16 protein-coding genes are annotated in these 16040 nt (G+C 64.6%); 7 read left to right on the top strand and 9 right to left on the bottom strand.

The features are described from left to right. Positions 1 to 71: 71 nt before the first annotated feature. The gene (locus XH80_RS40900; RefSeq protein ID WP_271603514.1) at positions 72 to 1043 is read left to right on the top strand and encodes a quinone oxidoreductase family protein; all 972 of its coding nucleotides are present in this window, start codon (positions 72 to 74) and stop codon (positions 1041 to 1043) included. Positions 1044 to 1150: 107 nt separating this feature from the next. Here the strand turns inward: XH80_RS40900 and XH80_RS40905 are convergent, their stop codons facing one another. Next, positions 1151 to 2218 carry an acyltransferase family protein gene (locus XH80_RS40905; protein ID WP_271603515.1) on the bottom strand — a complete coding sequence of 356 codons (1068 nt, stop codon included), beginning with the start codon at positions 2216 to 2218 and terminating at the stop codon, positions 1151 to 1153. A 193-nt stretch (positions 2219 to 2411) separates the two neighbouring features. Between XH80_RS40905 and XH80_RS40910 the strand changes: the two genes are divergently transcribed. From XH80_RS40910 to XH80_RS40935, 6 genes are all read left to right on the top strand, one after another. After that, positions 2412 to 3728: a UDP-glucose dehydrogenase family protein gene (locus XH80_RS40910; protein ID WP_271603516.1), complete on the top strand. Its 1317-nt coding sequence runs from the start codon at positions 2412 to 2414 to the stop codon at positions 3726 to 3728. A gap of 118 nt (positions 3729 to 3846) precedes the next feature. Continuing rightward, the gene (gene hrpB / locus XH80_RS40915) at positions 3847 to 6321 is read left to right on the top strand and encodes an ATP-dependent helicase HrpB (protein WP_271603517.1); all 2475 of its coding nucleotides are present in this window, start codon (positions 3847 to 3849) and stop codon (positions 6319 to 6321) included. Positions 6322 to 6451: 130 nt separating this feature from the next. Then, a complete protein-coding gene (locus XH80_RS40920) occupies positions 6452 to 6952 on the top strand; it encodes a TIGR02281 family clan AA aspartic protease (protein WP_442868651.1) in 501 nt (166 codons plus the stop codon). Between the two features lie 60 nt (positions 6953 to 7012). Continuing rightward, positions 7013 to 7309 carry a nucleotidyltransferase family protein gene (locus tag XH80_RS40925; protein ID WP_271603519.1) on the top strand — a complete coding sequence of 99 codons (297 nt, stop codon included), beginning with the start codon at positions 7013 to 7015 and terminating at the stop codon, positions 7307 to 7309. Continuing rightward, positions 7299 to 7640, top strand: a complete 342-nt coding sequence (locus XH80_RS40930) for a HepT-like ribonuclease domain-containing protein (RefSeq protein ID WP_271603520.1) — start codon at positions 7299 to 7301, stop codon at positions 7638 to 7640. The genes XH80_RS40925 and XH80_RS40930 overlap by 11 nt, the downstream gene beginning before the upstream one ends. A gap of 155 nt (positions 7641 to 7795) precedes the next feature. Further along, positions 7796 to 9295, top strand: coding sequence for a phosphomannomutase/phosphoglucomutase (locus tag XH80_RS40935; protein WP_271603521.1), 1500 nt, complete (start codon positions 7796 to 7798; stop codon positions 9293 to 9295). Between the two features lie 183 nt (positions 9296 to 9478). On the opposite strand, the gene XH80_RS40940 is transcribed toward XH80_RS40935, so the two are convergent. From XH80_RS40940 to XH80_RS40975, 8 genes are all read right to left on the bottom strand, one after another. Further along, entirely contained in the window at positions 9479 to 9988 is a 510-nt protein-coding gene (locus XH80_RS40940; protein WP_271603522.1) for an Lrp/AsnC family transcriptional regulator, read from the bottom strand. 99 nt (positions 9989 to 10087) lie between these two features. Next, a complete protein-coding gene (locus XH80_RS40945) occupies positions 10088 to 11008 on the bottom strand; it encodes a sugar kinase (protein ID WP_271603523.1) in 921 nt (306 codons plus the stop codon). An 8-nt stretch (positions 11009 to 11016) separates the two neighbouring features. Beyond that, positions 11017 to 11955 carry an NAD(+) diphosphatase gene (nudC, locus tag XH80_RS40950; RefSeq protein ID WP_057748375.1) on the bottom strand — a complete coding sequence of 313 codons (939 nt, stop codon included), beginning with the start codon at positions 11953 to 11955 and terminating at the stop codon, positions 11017 to 11019. 11 nt (positions 11956 to 11966) lie between these two features. Beyond that, positions 11967 to 12386, bottom strand: coding sequence for an HIT family protein (locus tag XH80_RS40955; protein ID WP_057748378.1), 420 nt, complete (start codon positions 12384 to 12386; stop codon positions 11967 to 11969). A 235-nt stretch (positions 12387 to 12621) separates the two neighbouring features. Then, positions 12622 to 13749 carry a muconate cycloisomerase family protein gene (locus XH80_RS40960; protein WP_271603524.1) on the bottom strand — a complete coding sequence of 376 codons (1128 nt, stop codon included), beginning with the start codon at positions 13747 to 13749 and terminating at the stop codon, positions 12622 to 12624. Continuing rightward, positions 13746 to 14501, bottom strand: coding sequence for an SDR family NAD(P)-dependent oxidoreductase (locus XH80_RS40965; protein ID WP_271603525.1), 756 nt, complete (start codon positions 14499 to 14501; stop codon positions 13746 to 13748). Before XH80_RS40965 ends, XH80_RS40960 begins: the two co-directional genes overlap by 4 nt. Continuing rightward, positions 14501 to 15295, bottom strand: coding sequence for an amino acid ABC transporter ATP-binding protein (locus XH80_RS40970; protein WP_271603526.1), 795 nt, complete (start codon positions 15293 to 15295; stop codon positions 14501 to 14503). The genes XH80_RS40965 and XH80_RS40970 overlap by 1 nt, the downstream gene beginning before the upstream one ends. Beyond that, entirely contained in the window at positions 15292 to 15954 is a 663-nt protein-coding gene (locus XH80_RS40975) for an amino acid ABC transporter permease (protein WP_271603527.1), read from the bottom strand. Before XH80_RS40975 ends, XH80_RS40970 begins: the two co-directional genes overlap by 4 nt. Positions 15955 to 16040: the final 86 nt, after the last annotated feature.

A 16040-nucleotide genomic window follows, 5' to 3' on the forward strand; every position in this document is an offset into this window, starting at 1 on the left:
TCAATCTTGAGCAGTTTCGCAGATTTTCGCGTCATTCCATAGTCCTCCGTCATCGACAGGAGGATCCCGATATGGCCGTGATCGTGAGATTGAAGAGTCCGGGCGGCGCAGACCAGCTCGAGCTGGCGAGCGCTGATTTGCCGCCACCAGGCCGCGGCGAAATCCGGTTGCAGCAGAGCGCGATCGGCGTGAATACCATCGATATTTATCAGCGCATGGGTCTCTACGCGCTTCCACCCGATCGCATTCCCGGCGTCGAGGCGGTGGGCGTTATTGCGGCGTTGGGTCCGGAGGTGAGCGGCCTCGAAATCGGCGACCGCATCGCCTATGCGGGCACTCCCGTCGGCGCCTATGCGTCCGAGCGCAATTTGCCAGCCTGGCGCTGCGTCAAGCTTGCCGCCGGCATTCCGGACGAGGCGGTCGCGGCAGTGTTCGTCAAGGGCATCACGGCCGACATGCTGCTCAATCGTGTTTTCCCGGTTGGCCCCGGCACGACAATTCTCATCCATAGCGCGGCAGGAGGACTCGGACAGCTCCTGACGCGCTGGGCCAGCGTAACAGGGGCGACCGTGATCGGGACCGTCGGATCATCGGCCAAGGCCGAGATCGCCCGTGCTGCCGGTGCGTCGCATGTGATCATTGGGCGGGATGCCGATTTTGCCGCAGCCGTCGCCGACGTCACCGCCGGTCGCGGCGTCGATGTCGCCTATGACGGCGTCGGCGCGACGACGTTGCAGAAGACGCTGGGCTGCGTGCGACCGTTCGGCGTCGTCGCAAGCATTGGCCAGTCGGCCGGGCCGATCCCATCAATCGATGTTCACGATCTCGGGCCGCGGCGCAGCCTGATGCTGGCGCGGCCGAGCGTCATGGCCCACATGAGCGATGCCGATGCCTATCACCGTTCTGCCGCGCGGGTGCTCGCCGCAATGACCGACGGCGTGCTGCAGGTCAGCGGCACAGCCTACAGCCTGCGGGACGCGGCGCGGGCTCAGGCCGACCTCGAAGCCGGGCGTACGACGGGAGCTTTGTATCTGCGCCCCTAAAGCATGATCCGGAAAAGTGCGAAGCGGTTTTCCGAAAAGATCATGCTCAAACAATAACCTAAAGCGCGATGGCGATTCATCTTAGTCTCATCGCGCTCTAGAACGGTCTATTCCGCCGCTTGCAACACCGGCCCGGCCTTCCTCGGCGCGATCCAGAACGCGGCGGGCCGTTCGAACAGGAAGTCGGCGTGGAGCAGCAAGGCGGCCTGCCAGATCGCGAGCGATCCGAGCACGCCGACGATGGTCACGATCAGCGACATCAGGCCGATATCGGAAATGACAGATGTGTGCAGCAGCAGCGTTCGCGTTGCCGCCATCGGCAGGAAGAAGGCGAGATAGATTACGATCGAATGCTCGCCGCAGAAGCGCAGGAAATTGCACCATCCAGCGCGCGCCAGCAGCGTGCCCGATGTGATGACGGCGCCTGCGCCGGCGAAGCCGAGCAGGAGCGAGACGATCTTCCACTCGCTGGCGCCTGATGCGACGAGGCCGGCATTGACCAGCGCCCAGGTCGTGAGCGCCGCGAGTGCAAGCGCGGGGCGGCTTCGTGCGCGGTCCGACAGTGCGAACACATAAGGCGCGAACAGATAGCCGGAATAGAAGTAGACGAAGCGCGCGCAGAATTCGTCGATCGCGGTCCAGCCTGTCGTGACGCGGGCCGTCTCCAGCGCGGCCGCGATCAGCCAGATCGCGAGCGGCGGCCATCTGCGTGTCAGTTTTGTGACGATGAAGAACACCGGCAGCAGATAGATGAACCAGAGCGTGCCGAAGGGCTCGATGAAAGATTCCAGATACAGCAGGCCAACGTCGCGCCAGCCGGTTACGGCTGCGAACGCAGGCGCCTTGAAGCCGAACTGGATTGTCACCCAGACGATATAAAAATAGGCGAAATGCACTGCCTTGCGGTCGAGATAGGTTCGCCAGTCCCGATCGATCACCAGCGGCAGGAACAGGCCCGAAATCAGGAAGAAGTCCGGCATCCGGAACGGCTTTGCGAAGGCCACGAGCAGATGCATGAACCCCGGTTCGCCGGCGGCGAGCTCGACCCCCAGTACCGAATGCATCATCACGACCATGATGATGCAGATGCCCTTGGCGTAATCGACCCAGTCGACACGCGCGGCGTCCGGGGCTTTCGATCCCCCGGTCGCGGCGATAGTGCCTGGTGATGCCATGGTGTCCCTTTTCGAGGCGTATTCCGCCCGGCTCTGTGCGGGCGTGGGGCAGTTTGCCACCTTGTGGCTTAGGATTTCTTTACCTGTACAATTCGCATGCCTGATTTCGCGCCGGATGGTTTTCTTCTGCCGGGAAAATGCTAAACCGCCCCGTATCAGGGGTTTCGTTAACCAAGCCAAAGCAGGGATTTTCATGCGAATCGCGATGATCGGAACGGGCTATGTCGGACTGGTGTCTGGAGCCTGCTTTGCGGATTTCGGTCACGACGTTACCTGCGTCGACAAGGACGAGAAGAAGATCGCTAGCCTGCATCGCGGCGAGATCCCGATCTATGAGCCGGGCCTGGACGAGCTGGTGGCCAACAACGTCAAGGCCAAGCGGCTCGATTTCACCACCGACCTGTCGAAGCCGGTTGCGGATGCCGACGCCGTGTTCATCGCGGTCGGCACGCCGTCGCGCCGCGGCGACGGTCACGCCGATCTGTCCTATGTCTACGCCGCGGCGAAGGAGATCGCGCAGTCGCTCTCCGGCTTCACCGTGGTGGTGACGAAGTCGACCGTGCCTGTCGGCACCGGCGACGAGGTCGAACGCATCATCCGCGAGACCAATCCGTCAGCCGATGTCGTGGTCGCATCCAATCCGGAGTTCCTGCGCGAAGGCGCCGCGATCCGCGATTTCAAATTCCCTGACCGCGTCGTGGTCGGCACCTCCGACGAGCGCGGCCGCAAGGTGATGGGCGACATCTATCGCCCGCTGTCATTGAACCAGGCGCCGCTGATGTTCACCGCGCGCCGCACCGCCGAGATGATCAAATACGCCGCCAACGCCTTCCTCGCGACCAAGATCACCTTCATCAACGAGATCGCGGATCTTTCCGAGAAAGTCGGCGCCAATGTGCAGGAGGTCGCCCGCGGCATCGGCCTCGACAACCGCATCGGCACCAAATTCCTGCACGCCGGTCCCGGTTTCGGCGGTTCCTGCTTTCCGAAGGACACCAAGGCGCTGATCAAGATCGCGCAGGACTATGACGTCAATCTGCGCATCGTCGAATCCGTGCTCGCGGTCAACGAGAACCGCAAGCGCGCGATGGCGCGCAAAGTAAGCCAGGCGCTCGGCGGCTCCTTGCGCGGCAAGACCATCGCGGTGCTCGGCCTGACCTTCAAGCCCGATACCGACGACATGCGCGATGCGCCGTCGATCCCGCTCGTCACCGGTCTGCTCGACATGGGCGCGAAGGTGAAGGCATTCGACCCTGTCGGCATGGAGCAGGCGAAGAGCGAGCTGCCCAGCATCACCTATTGCGAAGATGCCTATTCCTGCGCGCAAGGTGCCGATGCGGTCGTCGTCGTCACCGAATGGACCCAGTTCCGCGGCCTCGATCTCGATCGGCTGAAGGCGGCCATGGCCCAGCCCGTCGTCGTCGACCTCCGCAATATCTTCCGCCCCGAGGACATGGCTACGGCCGGCTTCACCTATGAGAGCGTCGGCCGCCCGCCGGTACAGGGCTGAGATAAGTCGTAATAGACTGAAACCGTCATGGCCGGGCTTGTCCCGGCCATCCACGTCTGTTTTCTAGTCCAAGACGTGGATGCCCGGGACGAGCCCGGGCATGACGAGTGGATAGGCCTTGCCCCGCAACTTCGACACGCCCCTCCCGATCGATGCCGTGCTCGACGACCTCTCGCGCACGCTGGGTCAGCACAACGCCGCCGTGCTGGTGGCGCCCCCCGGCGCCGGCAAGACCACGCGGGTGCCGCTGGCGCTGCTCGATGCGCCCTGGGCCAAAGGCAAGAAGATCATCGTGCTGGAGCCGCGCCGCATCGCGGCACGGGCCAGCGCCGACCGCATGGCCAAGTCGCTCGGCGAGCGCGCTGGCGAGACCGTGGGCTATCGCGTCCGCTTCGGCTCGAAGATCTCGCGTGCAACCCGCATCGAGGTCGTGACCGAGGGCATCTTTACCCGGCAGATCCTCGACGATCCTGAGCTTTCCGGTGTTGCCGCCATCCTGTTTGACGAATTCCACGAGCGCTCGCTCGATGCAGATCTCGGCCTTGCGCTGGCGCGCGATGCGCAGCTCGGCCTGCGCGAAGATCTGCGCATCCTGGTGATGTCAGCGACGCTTGATGGCGCGCGTGTGGCAAGGCTGCTCGGAGAAGCGCCGGTCGTCGAGAGCGAGGGCCGCGCCTTTCCGGTCGAGACCCGTTATCTCGGCCGCAAGGCGGATGCGCCGATCGAGCGGCAGATGGCGGATGCCATCGCATCGGCACTGCGCGCCGACAGCGGCTCGGTGCTCGCCTTTCTGCCGGGTGCCGCCGAAATCCGTCGTACCCAGAATTTCCTGGCCGAGCGCGTGCAGGACGCCAGTATCGAGATCGTGCCGCTGTTCGGCGCGCTTGATGCCGCCGTGCAGGATCGCGCCATCGCACCGGCGCCGAAGGGCACGCGAAAAGTGGTGCTCGCGACCTCGATCGCGGAGACCTCGCTCACCATCGAAGGCGTGCGCATCGTCGTCGATTCCGGCCTTGCCCGGGTGCCGCGCTATGAGCCCGATATCGGCCTGACGCGGCTCGAGACGGTCCGCGCCTCGCGCGCGGCGGTGGATCAGCGCCGCGGCCGCGCCGGCCGCACCGAGCCTGGCGTCTGCTACCGGCTCTGGGACGAGCCGCAGACGGCCTCGCTGGCGCCCTATACGCAGCCGGAAATCCTCAGCGCCGATCTCTCCTCGCTGGTGCTTGATCTCGCGCAATGGGGCGTCGCCGATCCGGCCGCGCTGTCGTTCCTCGACCCGCCGCCACAGCCGGCATGGAAGGAAGCCAAAAGCCTCCTCGCCGAGCTCAACGCGCTCGATCGCGACGGCCGCATCACCGCCGAGGGCAAGAGCCTGCGCGCACTGGCGCTGCCGCCGCGGCTGGCGCGCATGATCGTGGATTCGCATCGCGCAGGGTGCGGCGAGGAAGCGGCCGAGATCGCGGCGATCCTCACCGAACGCGGGCTCGGCGGCGACAGCGCCGATCTGGAGCACCGGCGCGACCAGTTTCGCCGCGACCGTTCGCCGCGAGCGGCGAGCGCGCGCGATCTGGCGCGGCGATGGGCCTCGCAAGTGGCAGCGTCGGAGAAGCCGGGACCGCAGGAGGATCTCTCGACCGGCCTGATGCTTGCTTATGCCTTCCCGGACCGCGTGGCCCGCAACCGCGGTAATGGCAGTTTTGTACTCGCCAACGGTCGCGGCGCCGCAGTGGAGCAGACCTCGTCGCTGGCCCGCGCGCCCTACATCGCGATCGGTGAAATGACCGGCACGGCCGCAAGCGGTCGCATTCTGCTGGCAGCGCAAATTGCTGAAGAAGATATCGAGCGACATTTTGCCGAACATATCGACACCACCGACGAAATCTCCTTCGACCGCGGCGCGATGGCGCTGCGCGCGCGGCGCAAGCGCGTGCTGCACGCGATCACACTTTCCGAAACAACGCTTGCGGTGTCGCCCTCGGAAGACACCGCGCGCATTTTTGCCGATGGTCTGATCGCCGCAGGTCTCGACCGACTGCCCTGGTCCAAGGCCGCAAAGCAATGGCGCGACCGCGTGATGTTCCTGCGCAAGGCCGAGGGCGACAATTGGCCCGACCTGTCGGACGACGGGTTGATCGCGCGGCGCGACGATTGGCTGGTGCCCGCGCTCTACGGCAAGATCGCGCTGAAGGACGTCTCCGCCGGTGATCTCTCCGATGCGCTGATGGCGCTGTTGCCCTGGGACATGCGCGCGCGGCTCGACCGCGAGGCGCCGACACATTTCGAGGCGCCGACGGGCAGCGTGCTGGCGATCGATTACGAGGCCGAGCAGGGGCCGACCATCGCCGTGCGGCTGCAGGAATTGTTCGGCCTCAACACCCATCCCTCGATCGCCGCCGGCAAGGTGCCGCTGGTGCTGGAGCTGCTGTCGCCGGCGCAGCGTCCGGTGCAGGTGACGCGCGATCTCCCCGGCTTCTGGCGCGGCAGCTACGCCGCGGTGCGCTCCGACCTGCGCGGCCGCTATCCGCGCCATCCCTGGCCGGACGATCCGGCGACCGCGCTGCCGACCCGGCGGGCGAAGCCGCGCGGGACGTGAGGCGGTATTAACCGTTCGCTCATCCTTTTCGTCAAAATGACCCGGGCCCTGCCGCGGCGTCGCTCGCAGACGGGCGCGCCGCGTGGTGAAATCGAGCGTTCGGCTCGGAAGTGGTGTGATGCGTAACATTATGATCTTCGCGGCCGTGATGATCGGTCTCGGTACATTCATGGCGCAGATGGCGGACAGGATGAGTTCCGCCTCCGCCACGTCAGCGCCGCACCCGACGGTCGCAGTTGCGACCACCGCGCCGGCCGGCAGCCGCAGCCTCAACATTCCCCGGGATGTCCGCGGTCATTTCCAGGCCGAGGGCCGCATCGACGGCCAGCGCATCGGTTTCATGGTCGACACCGGAGCTTCCGTGGTGGCGCTGAACGAGACCTCGGCCGCCCGCTTCGGCCTGCGTCCCTCCCGCAACGAGTACAGCGCCACGGTCACCACTGCGAACGGCACCGTCAAGGCCGCGCGCACCCGGATCGCGATGCTTGAGGTCGGCGACCTCGTCGTGCGCGATGTCGATGCCATGGTGCTGCCGGACGCTGCACTGTCCGAGAACCTGCTCGGCCTCTCCTTCCTGTCGCGCCTGAAGCGCTTTGAGTACGCCAACGGCCAGATGGTGCTGGAGCAGTAGATCCACTCTAATTGGTCGGTGGGCCTCCCTTAAGGGCAGACGGGGTGCTATATTCCGTCCATGAACAGCCCCGAGGCGATCGACATCCTCCGACAATCCGAGCCCGCGCTACGCGAGCGAGGCGTCTTGCATGCCGCGTTGTTCGGCTCGGTGGCGAGGGGTGAAAATCGCCCTGACAGCGATGTCGATATTATGGTCGAGATCGATCCGGAGGCGCGGATCACGGTCTTCGACTACATCGAACTCAAGGAATATATCGCCAACCTTTTTGACGGGCGGGTCGATATCGTCAATCGCGACGGTCTGAAATCATACGTTGCGCCCGCCGCGACAGCCGATGCTGTCTATGCCTTCTGATCGCATCGACGGAGTCCTTCGGGACATCTTACATCACATCGATTTGGCGACCGAGTTCGCCGTAGATCTGGATCGCGAGGCATTCGCGACGGATTTACGGACGGTCTACGCTGTTACGCGATGTTTGGAGATCATTTCGGAGGCGTCTCGCCGTCTTCCAGAGGAACTGAAGGCGAGGCACCCAGCGATCGCATGGAGGCAGATGGCGGCTGCAGGCAATGTCTATCGCCACAACTATGAGGACGTCGCAGCCCGCCTTGTCTGGGAGACCGTTCAGCAGGCACTGCCATCTCTCAGGGCAGCCGTCGAAGACGAACCGGCACGCCGATAGCCGATGCGCCAGAAGCGCGGATCTCTCTCGGCGCACCATTTCCCGTTACCAAACTGCCGCAATTATCGGCCATAAGCCTTCATTCCCGCCTTCCGCCGCGCCCTGGCATTCGCTAAGGCTGCATCAATTCCCGTCATTTTCACGAGACCACCTCAATGTTCCCCAAGCCGAAATCCGTCTTGTTGCCCAACACCTACGCCTTCGAATCCGAGCCGATGGTGAAGCCCACGGGTTTCCGCGAATACGACGCGCGCTGGTTGTTCCAGAAGGAAATCAACCTGATGGGCGTGCAGGCGCTCGGCATGGGGCTCGGCGCACTGATCGCCGAGCTTGGCGTCAGCCAAGAGATCGTCACCGGCCATGATTTCCGCGGCTATTCGGCCTCGATCAAATATGCGCTGATCTCCGGCCTGATGGCGGCGGGCTGCAAGGTGCACGATATCGGTCTTGCGGTGACGCCGATGGCCTATTTCGCGCAATTCGATCTCGACGTGCCCGCCGTCGCGATGGTCACGGCCTCGCACAACGACAATGGCTGGACCGGCGTCAAGATGGGCGCCAACCGTCCGCTGACCTTCGGCCCCGACGAGATGACGCGGCTGAAAGAGATCGTGCTCAATGCCGAGTTCAAGAACAAGGCGGGCGGCTCCTACCAATTCCACGAGAACTATCCGGCACGCTATATCGCCGATCTCACCAACCGTCCGAAGCTCAAGCGCAAGCTCAAGGTCGTCGCGGCCTGCGGCAACGGCACCGCCGGCGCATTCGCGCCGCAGGTGCTGGAGGCGATCGGCTGCGAGGTGATCCCGCTCGACACCGAGCTTGACCACACCTTCCCGAAATACAATCCGAACCCTGAGGACATGGAGATGCTGCACGCGATCCGCGACGCGGTGCTGCATCACAAGGCCGATGTCGGCCTTGGCTTCGACGGCGACGGCGACCGCTGCGGCGTCGTCGACAACACCGGCGAGGAGATCTTTGCCGACAAGGTCGGCGTGATGCTGGCGCGCGACATGTCGGCGATCCACAAGGATGCGCAGTTCATCGTCGACGTGAAGTCGACCGGTCTCTTCATCACCGATCCCGTGCTGCAGAAGCAGGGCGCCAGGACTGCCTATTGGAAGACCGGCCATTCCTACATGAAGCGCCGCACCAACGAGACCGGTGCGCTCGCCGGCTTCGAGAAATCAGGCCATTTCTTCTTCAACAAGCCGTATGGGCGCGGCTATGACGACGGCCTCGTCTCGGCGATCGCGATCTGCGACATGCTCGACCGCGCCCCCGGCAAGTCGATGGCGGACCTTAAGGACGCACTGCCAAAAACCTGGTCGTCGCCGACCATGTCGCCGCATTGTGCCGACGAGGTGAAGTACGGCGTCATCGACGCCGTGGTGAAGCACTTCGAGGGATTGCAGGCCAAGGGCGCCAAGATCGGCGGCCAGGTGATCCGCGATCTCGTCACCGTCAACGGCGTGCGCGTCACCGTCGAGGACGGCAGCTGGGGCCTGGTGCGAGCCTCCTCGAACAAGCCCGAGCTCGTGGTCGTGGTCGAGAGCCCGGTCTCCGAGCAACGCATGCACGACATGTTCGAGATGGTGAACAGCGTGCTCCGGACCCATCCCGAGGTGGGAGAGTACAACCAGAAGATTTGAGGAGCGCCCTTCGCGGAGCACTGGAGGCCGCCACGCACGCCACCGTCATGCCCCGCGAAGGCGGGGCATCCAGTACGCCGCGGCCTATCGATATCCGACTGGCGTCTCTGGAATACCGGATCGTCCGCCTTCGCGGACGATGACAGCCTTGGTGGGGCGAAGGATCGCCCTCATCGAAATGTCTTAAGCCGCCACCACCGCCGGAATCGGCAGCGCCGTCACTGACTTGATCTTCTCCATCGCAAAGCGCGAGGTGACGTTCTTCAGCGGCACGGCGCTGATCAGCTTCTTGTAGAAGATGTCATAGGCCTGCATGTCGGCGACCACGACGCGCAGCATGTAATCGACGTCGCCGGCCATGCGGTAGAATTCCATCACTTCGGGCATGGCGCTGACCGCTTCGGCAAACTTCTTCAGCCAGGCGTCGGAATGATCGGAGCTCTCCACCGACACGAACACGGAGATGCCGAGCCCGATCTTGTTCTGATCGACCAGCGCCACCCGCTTCAGGATCACGCCGTCGGCCTCGAGGCGCTGGATGCGCTTCCAGCAGGGGGTCGAGGACAGTCCGACCCGGTCGCCGATTTCGGCAACGGACAGGGAGGCATCCTCCTGGAGGACCATCAGGATCTTGCGGTCGATGGCGTCCAGGCGGCGGCTGATCTCGGGGATTTGGACAGCGAGGTCGGTCATTTGAAGAACTTTGTTCCATTTCAGGGGCTGATTTCCCTGATATAGAGAAAATCATTCTATAGCAAGCCCATAATCTCGGCGGCGGGCTGGCGCAGCGTCTCAGACGCTGCGCAAAAGCTCTTCAACTTCAACACGTTGCGGTGCGGCCAGGCCGCCACCATGGCGGGTGCATTTCAGCGCCGCAGCGGCCGCGGCGAATCGCAGCGCCTCGCGCAGGCCTCCGCCCTCAGCGAGCCGGAGGGTGAAGGCGCCGTGGAAGACGTCGCCAGCGCCAAGCGTATCCACCGCCTCGACCGGGAAGGCGGGTGTTTCCTCCAGCTGGCCTGCCTCGTTCAGCCAGATCGTGCCGTGCGGGCCGCGGGTGGCGGCGAGGAATGCGGGCGTGAGCTTGGCGAGCCGCTTCAAGGCCTCGCCGTCCTCAGTGATGCCAGCGGTCTCCTGCACCTGCTCGCTGGCGAACAGCAGATGCGAGGCGGCTGTGAGCAGATCGTCGGCCAGCGCCATCGCACGATCGACGCCGACAATGACGGGGATGCCGCGCCGGCGCGCCTCGGTGCAGAGATCAATGCAGAAGGCGCCGCAGCGGCTCTCGACGAGAACCGCCTGGCAACAAGCGAGCAATTCGTCGGCGTCAGACAGCTTCACGCTCCACAGCGCGGGATCGCGGTAGATCGTCAGCGTTCGTTCGCCTGATGCGTCGATGATGATCGCCGAGACGGGCGTGGCCGCGCCCGGAACGCGCACGATGCGCCCGACATCAATCCCCTCGGCAGCCATCCGTTCGAGAATGAAGCCGCTCGACGTCTCCTGCGGATCGCCCATGGGACCTGCGAACGCGACGCGGCCGCCAAGTCGTGCCATCGCGATCGCGGCATTGAGCGCATTGCCGCCGCTTATCTCGGCAAGATGTGTCGCGTTCGCCTTGCTGCCGCGCTCCGGCACGGCCTCCACCCGGAAGGTGAGGTCGCGCACGGGAATGCCGATGCACAGGATGCGCGGCGCGATCGCAGAGTGCGCCATCGGCAGCCTCAGCTCCTGTCGTGCACCCAGCGGCCGAGCAGATGATGTGCGATCGCAAACGGATGCGGCCCGGCTAACCCGTCCGGATGCGTCCGTTTCAGCATCAGCGCCGCCTCATCGCGCGTGAACCAGCGTGCGTCCTCCAGCTCGGAATGATCGACGACGATGTCCTCGTTCAGCGCCCGCGCGCTGCAGCCAATCATCAGCGACGACGGATAGGGCCAGGGCTGCGACATGTAATACTGCACGTCGGTGCAGCGAATGCCCGACTCTTCGAGGATTTCACGGCGCACCGCATCCTCGATGGTTTCGGCGGCCTCGACGAAGCCGGCGAGGCACGAAAACATGCCGGGCGGAAACTGCTTCTGGCGGCCGAGCAGGCACTTTTCGCCCGATGCCACCAGCATGATCACGACAGGATCGGTGCGCGGAAAATGCTCGGCCTTGCACGCCGGGCAGTCGCGCTTCCAGCCGCCTTCCTTCATCGCGCTGCGGGCGCCGCAATTGGCGCAATAGCCGTGGCGCTGATGCCAGCTGACCATCGACTTCGCCATCGCGATCGCCGACAGCTGGTCGGGCGGGATCGCGCCCTGCATCGCCATGCCGCGCAGCTCGGTGACGGTGTAGTCGTCACGACCGATCAGCTTCTCGGCTGCGGCTTGCGCCAGGCCCATGCCGAAGATCGCCGCGCCGTCGCGCAAGCCCAGAAAGATCGTGCCGGGATTGGCGCCGCATTTCAGCGCCTCGTCGATCGAGAGCAGCGCACGCACCTTGTCGCCCTCGCGCTTCACCAGCAGCGAGTCGCGGTAGACGACATAGGCGCGCGACGACGGTTTCTGTTCCAGTGCAAACAGCTTTTCGTCATCGCGGCGCAAATGCGCGGCGCGGTCGAGGACGTTGGTGACGAAGGCCGGCTGCCCCAAGGGAAACGAGTCGAATGCTGACATTTCTTGTTCTTTCAACCCAACCAGATTTTCTTGCGAAGCGCGCTGATGAAATTCTGTACCTCGGCCGCGTCATGCGCCAAGGGTTTCATCACGCCCCAGACCGGCCGCGGCCATGCGGCGTCACCGGTGCGGCGCGCGATGATATGAATATGAAGCTGCGGCACGAGATTGCCGAGCGCCGCGACATTGAGCTTGTCGCATCTGGTGATCTCCTTCAGCGCGCGTGAGACGCGGGAGATCTCGGTCATCAGCTGTGCCTGCTGCACCTCGTCGAGATCGATGATCTCGACCGCATCAGGCCGCCGCGGCACCAGCAGCAGCCAGGGATAGTTGGCGTCCTTGATGACCAGCACCTTCGACAGCGGCAGGTCGCCGATGTCGATGGTGTCCTCTTTCAGGCGGGAGTGCAGCGACCAGGCGGGTTCGGGCATGAAGGTTTCCGGATGGCCCGATGGGGTCGGGCGTGTTGGGCCAGACCATACGATAGGAGGTCAGTAAGGGAAAGGATGGCAACCGCATACGCGATCGTCGTCCTGGACAAGCGAAGCGCAGATCCAGGACCCATTACCCCAGGGAGCCGTTTTGTGAAGATTCGCGGTGACCAGCTCGGGTCGCGACTCCTGTCTGGGGTAATGGGTCCTGGCTTTCGCCAGGACGACCAAAAAACTACCCCTCCGCCAGCACCCGCGCATTGGCGCGAATCGAGGCTTCGCTGACGCGGATGCCCAGGCCCGGGCCGTCGGGCACCACCACATGTCCGGCGCGATTGGCAACGCGCTCCTCCAGCACGTCTTCGGTCAACACGTGATGCGGCATGTAGAATTCGCACCCGAGCGAGATGCCCGGTGTCGCCGCGATCAGCTGCGTGCCGGCGGCGAGGCCAATGCCGCCTTCCCACAGCGTGCCGCCATAGCCGGGCAGGCCGGCGATGTCGGCGATCGCCATGATCGCCTGCGCCTCGTACAGGCCGCCTGATTTCATCAGCTTGATCGAGACGGCATCGGCCGCCTCGCGGCGCACGACCTCCATCATGTCACGGCGATCGAAGCAGCTCTCGTCCGCGAGCACTGGCGTTTCCAGCGCCGCGGTGAGCTGCGCCATCACGTCGAGAAACTTGCGCGGCACTGGCTGCTCGATGAAGGTCGGCGCAAATTCCTCGACATCGCGCAGGATCTTGATGGCGCCGAACGGCGCCAAAGCCTGGTTGTAGTCGACGCGCAGATCGACCTTGTCGCCGAACTCTTTCCGGATCGCTTCGAGATGATCGAGGTCCTCGCGATGCGGTTTTACGCCGGTCTTGACCTTGTAGATGACATTGCCCTCAGGAACCATTTTTCGCATGCGCTCGAGATCGGCGGCGAAGTCAGGATCGGCGATGGAGAACGACAGCGGGATGGTGTCGCGCACGCGGCCGCCGAGCAAATCGGCAACCGAGAGTCCCGACGATTTGCCGACGATGTCGAGCAGCGCCATCTCAATCGCAACTTTTGCTTCGGCGTGCCCAACCAGCGCGCGGTCGAGCTCAGCCATCAGCGCGCGGATGCGGCGCACGGATTTGCCGATCACGATCGGCCGCAAATAAATGTCGAGCGCCGCGAACGCAGCTTCCGGTGTTCCCGTGAACACCTCCCACGGCGCAGCTTCGCCCCAGCCGATCACGCCATCGCTCGAGGTCAGCTCGAGCAGCACGCGCTTCACGGTGCCCTTGACGTTGCCGACGCCCTGCAGGCGCGCCATCTTGATCGGGCTTTCGATCAGGAATAGGCGGAGACGCTGGATGGTTGCTTCGGTCATGTCAGGCCCCCATTGACGTGCCAGACCTGACCGGTGACGTAGGATGCTTTCGGGGACGCCAGAAAGGCGATGATCTCGGCAACTTCTTCCGGCCGCCCGCGGCGGCGCATCGGGATCAGCGCTTCCGTTGCGGCGATCTGCTCGGGCGACAGCCGGCTCTCGCCCGGCTTGTCCTTGACGATCAGGCCGGGCGACACCGCGTTGACGGTGATGCCGTCTTTTGCAAGCTCCATCGCAGTGAGCCGCACCAGCGCTTCCAGCGCGGAGCGGCTCGCGGCCGTCGCTGCGAACGGCGCGAATTCGGGCCGGATCGCGTGTGCGACGAAGGAGGACACCGCGACGATCCGCGCATCATTGCCGGCCCGCAGCAGCGGCAGTGCAGCCTCGACCATCCGTGTGAAAGCCAGCGCCGATTCGTCCATCGCCTGCCGGAACTGATCCGCCGGGGTGCCGATCGCGCTGCCGCGGCGGGCATGGCCGCCGACGAGAACCAAGCCATCGAGCCGGCCGAAAGCCGATTGCACGGCGGCGATGGCACCGGTCGCGGCTGTTTCCTCGGCGAGATCGCCAAGGCATTTGGCGACCGCGGCGCCCTTTGCTTCGGCTTCCGCTGCCGTGGCATCGAGGCCCGTGGCGTTCGAGCGCGTGTGCAGCAGAAGCGCCGTGCCGGGTGCGGCAAGCAGCTTTGCCGCGGCACGGCCGATGCCGCTGGCGGCGCCGGTGACGAGATAGACGCGATTGATCTCAGGCATCACGATGTCGCGTTGGCCGGCGGCAGCGCGCCGGTGCGGTGGAAATGGCTGAGGAAGGCGCGCGTTGCGGCTTCCCTGGGATTGTCGATCACCTGCCGCGCCGGGCCTTCCTCGACCACGACACCGTCGCGCATGAAGATCAGGCGGTCGGCGACCTCGCGGGCAAAGGCGATCTCGTGGGTCACGATCACCATGGTCATGCCTTCGGAGGCGAGCTGCTGGATCACGTTCAGCACCTCGCCGACGAGCTCCGGATCGAGCGCCGAGGTCGCTTCGTCGAACAGCATGACGTCAGGCTCCATCGCCAGCGCGCGTGCGATCGCGACGCGCTGCTTCTGGCCGCCTGACAGCGTTGCCGGATATTGGTCCGCCTTCTCCGCGAGCCCGACCTTGGCAAGCTGCGCCCGCGCGAGCTTTTCGGCGTCGGCCTTGGCCATGCGCCGCACGGTGACCGGCCCCTCCATCACGTTCTGGAGTGTCGTCATGTGCGGGAACAGGTTGAAGTGCTGGAACACCATGCCGGTGGTGGCGCGGAATTTTGCCAGGCTCTTTACGTCGGGGAGCTTTGTGCCGTCGCCGAACGCAAAGCTGATATCACCGACGCGCACGCTGCCGCCGTCGGGCACGACCAGAAGATTGATGCAGCGGAGCAGCGTCGACTTGCCGGAGCCTGAAGGCCCGATCAGCGCGACGACGCCGCCCTTGGCGACGTCGAGATTGATGTTCTTCAAAACCTCGTTGCTGCCAAAGCTCTTGCGTAAGGCCCGGATCTCGATTTTCGACGCCTCGCTCATTCGCTGACCGCCAGGTGCTTCTCGCCGCGGCGGACGATGATGGTGAGCGGGATCAGGATCGCCGCATAGGCGACCGCAACCGCGGTGTAGGTCTCCAGCGGCCGGTAGCTGTCATGAGCCGCGACCTGGCTCTGATACACGAGGTCGGGCACCGCCAGCACCGAGACCAGCGACGTGTTCTTGAACTGGATGATCGACTGGTTCATCAGCGCCGGGATCATGCGCTTGATCGCCTGCGGCAGCACGATGCGCCGCATGCTCTGGCCTGGGGTCATGCCGAGCGCGGCACCGGCTTCCGACTGGCCCTTGTCGATCGAGATGATGCCGCCGCGGATGATCTCCGAATAGAACGAGCCGCCGTAGAGCGAGAGCGCCAGCGCCGAGGCCGTAATCGGCGTCATCTCGACGCCGGCGAGGATCGGCAGCGCGTAGTAGAACCAGATCAGCTGCACCAGGATCGGCGTGCAGCGGAACGCCTCGATGAAGGCGAGGGCGACGAGCCTCACCGGCTTCAAGCGCGACAGGCTGCCGAAAGCGCCGAACAGGCCGAACACGAGGCCGAGCAGCACGATCACCACGGTGAAGCCGACGGTGACGCCAAGCCCGTTGAGAAAGAGCCAGCGATAGCTCCAGAGGATGCCGAAGTCCCACTGATACATGTGTGCGATTACTCGTCTCGTACTGTCATTCCGGGGCGCCCGGAGGGCGAGCCCGGAATCTCGAGATTCCGGGTTCGATGCTTCGC

The organism is Bradyrhizobium sp. CCBAU 45384 (assembly GCF_028128665.1).
Lineage (GTDB): Bacteria > Pseudomonadota > Alphaproteobacteria > Rhizobiales > Xanthobacteraceae > Bradyrhizobium > Bradyrhizobium manausense.

Excerpts from the sequence above, each read along its gene's own strand:
- XH80_RS40930 (WP_271603520.1), top strand. The coding sequence starts at position 7,299 with ATGCCTTCTGATCGCATCGACGGAGTCCTTCGGGACATCTTACATCAC.
- XH80_RS40960 (WP_271603524.1), bottom strand. The coding sequence starts at position 13,749 with ATGACCGAAGCAACCATCCAGCGTCTCCGCCTATTCCTGATCGAAAGC.
- XH80_RS40920 (WP_442868651.1), top strand. The coding sequence starts at position 6,452 with ATGATCTTCGCGGCCGTGATGATCGGTCTCGGTACATTCATGGCGCAG.
- XH80_RS40955 (WP_057748378.1), bottom strand. The coding sequence starts at position 12,386 with ATGCCCGAACCCGCCTGGTCGCTGCACTCCCGCCTGAAAGAGGACACC.
- XH80_RS40970 (WP_271603526.1), bottom strand. The coding sequence starts at position 15,295 with ATGAGCGAGGCGTCGAAAATCGAGATCCGGGCCTTACGCAAGAGCTTT.
- XH80_RS40975 (WP_271603527.1), bottom strand. The coding sequence starts at position 15,954 with ATGTATCAGTGGGACTTCGGCATCCTCTGGAGCTATCGCTGGCTCTTT.
- XH80_RS40940 (WP_271603522.1), bottom strand. The coding sequence starts at position 9,988 with ATGACCGACCTCGCTGTCCAAATCCCCGAGATCAGCCGCCGCCTGGAC.
- XH80_RS40905 (WP_271603515.1), bottom strand. The coding sequence starts at position 2,218 with ATGGCATCACCAGGCACTATCGCCGCGACCGGGGGATCGAAAGCCCCG.
- XH80_RS40935 (WP_271603521.1), top strand. The coding sequence starts at position 7,796 with ATGTTCCCCAAGCCGAAATCCGTCTTGTTGCCCAACACCTACGCCTTC.
- XH80_RS40925 (WP_271603519.1), top strand. The coding sequence starts at position 7,013 with ATGAACAGCCCCGAGGCGATCGACATCCTCCGACAATCCGAGCCCGCG.
- XH80_RS40965 (WP_271603525.1), bottom strand. The coding sequence starts at position 14,501 with ATGCCTGAGATCAATCGCGTCTATCTCGTCACCGGCGCCGCCAGCGGC.
- XH80_RS40900 (WP_271603514.1), top strand. The coding sequence starts at position 72 with ATGGCCGTGATCGTGAGATTGAAGAGTCCGGGCGGCGCAGACCAGCTC.
- XH80_RS40945 (WP_271603523.1), bottom strand. The coding sequence starts at position 11,008 with ATGGCGCACTCTGCGATCGCGCCGCGCATCCTGTGCATCGGCATTCCC.
- XH80_RS40910 (WP_271603516.1), top strand. The coding sequence starts at position 2,412 with ATGCGAATCGCGATGATCGGAACGGGCTATGTCGGACTGGTGTCTGGA.
- nudC (WP_057748375.1), bottom strand. The coding sequence starts at position 11,955 with ATGTCAGCATTCGACTCGTTTCCCTTGGGGCAGCCGGCCTTCGTCACC.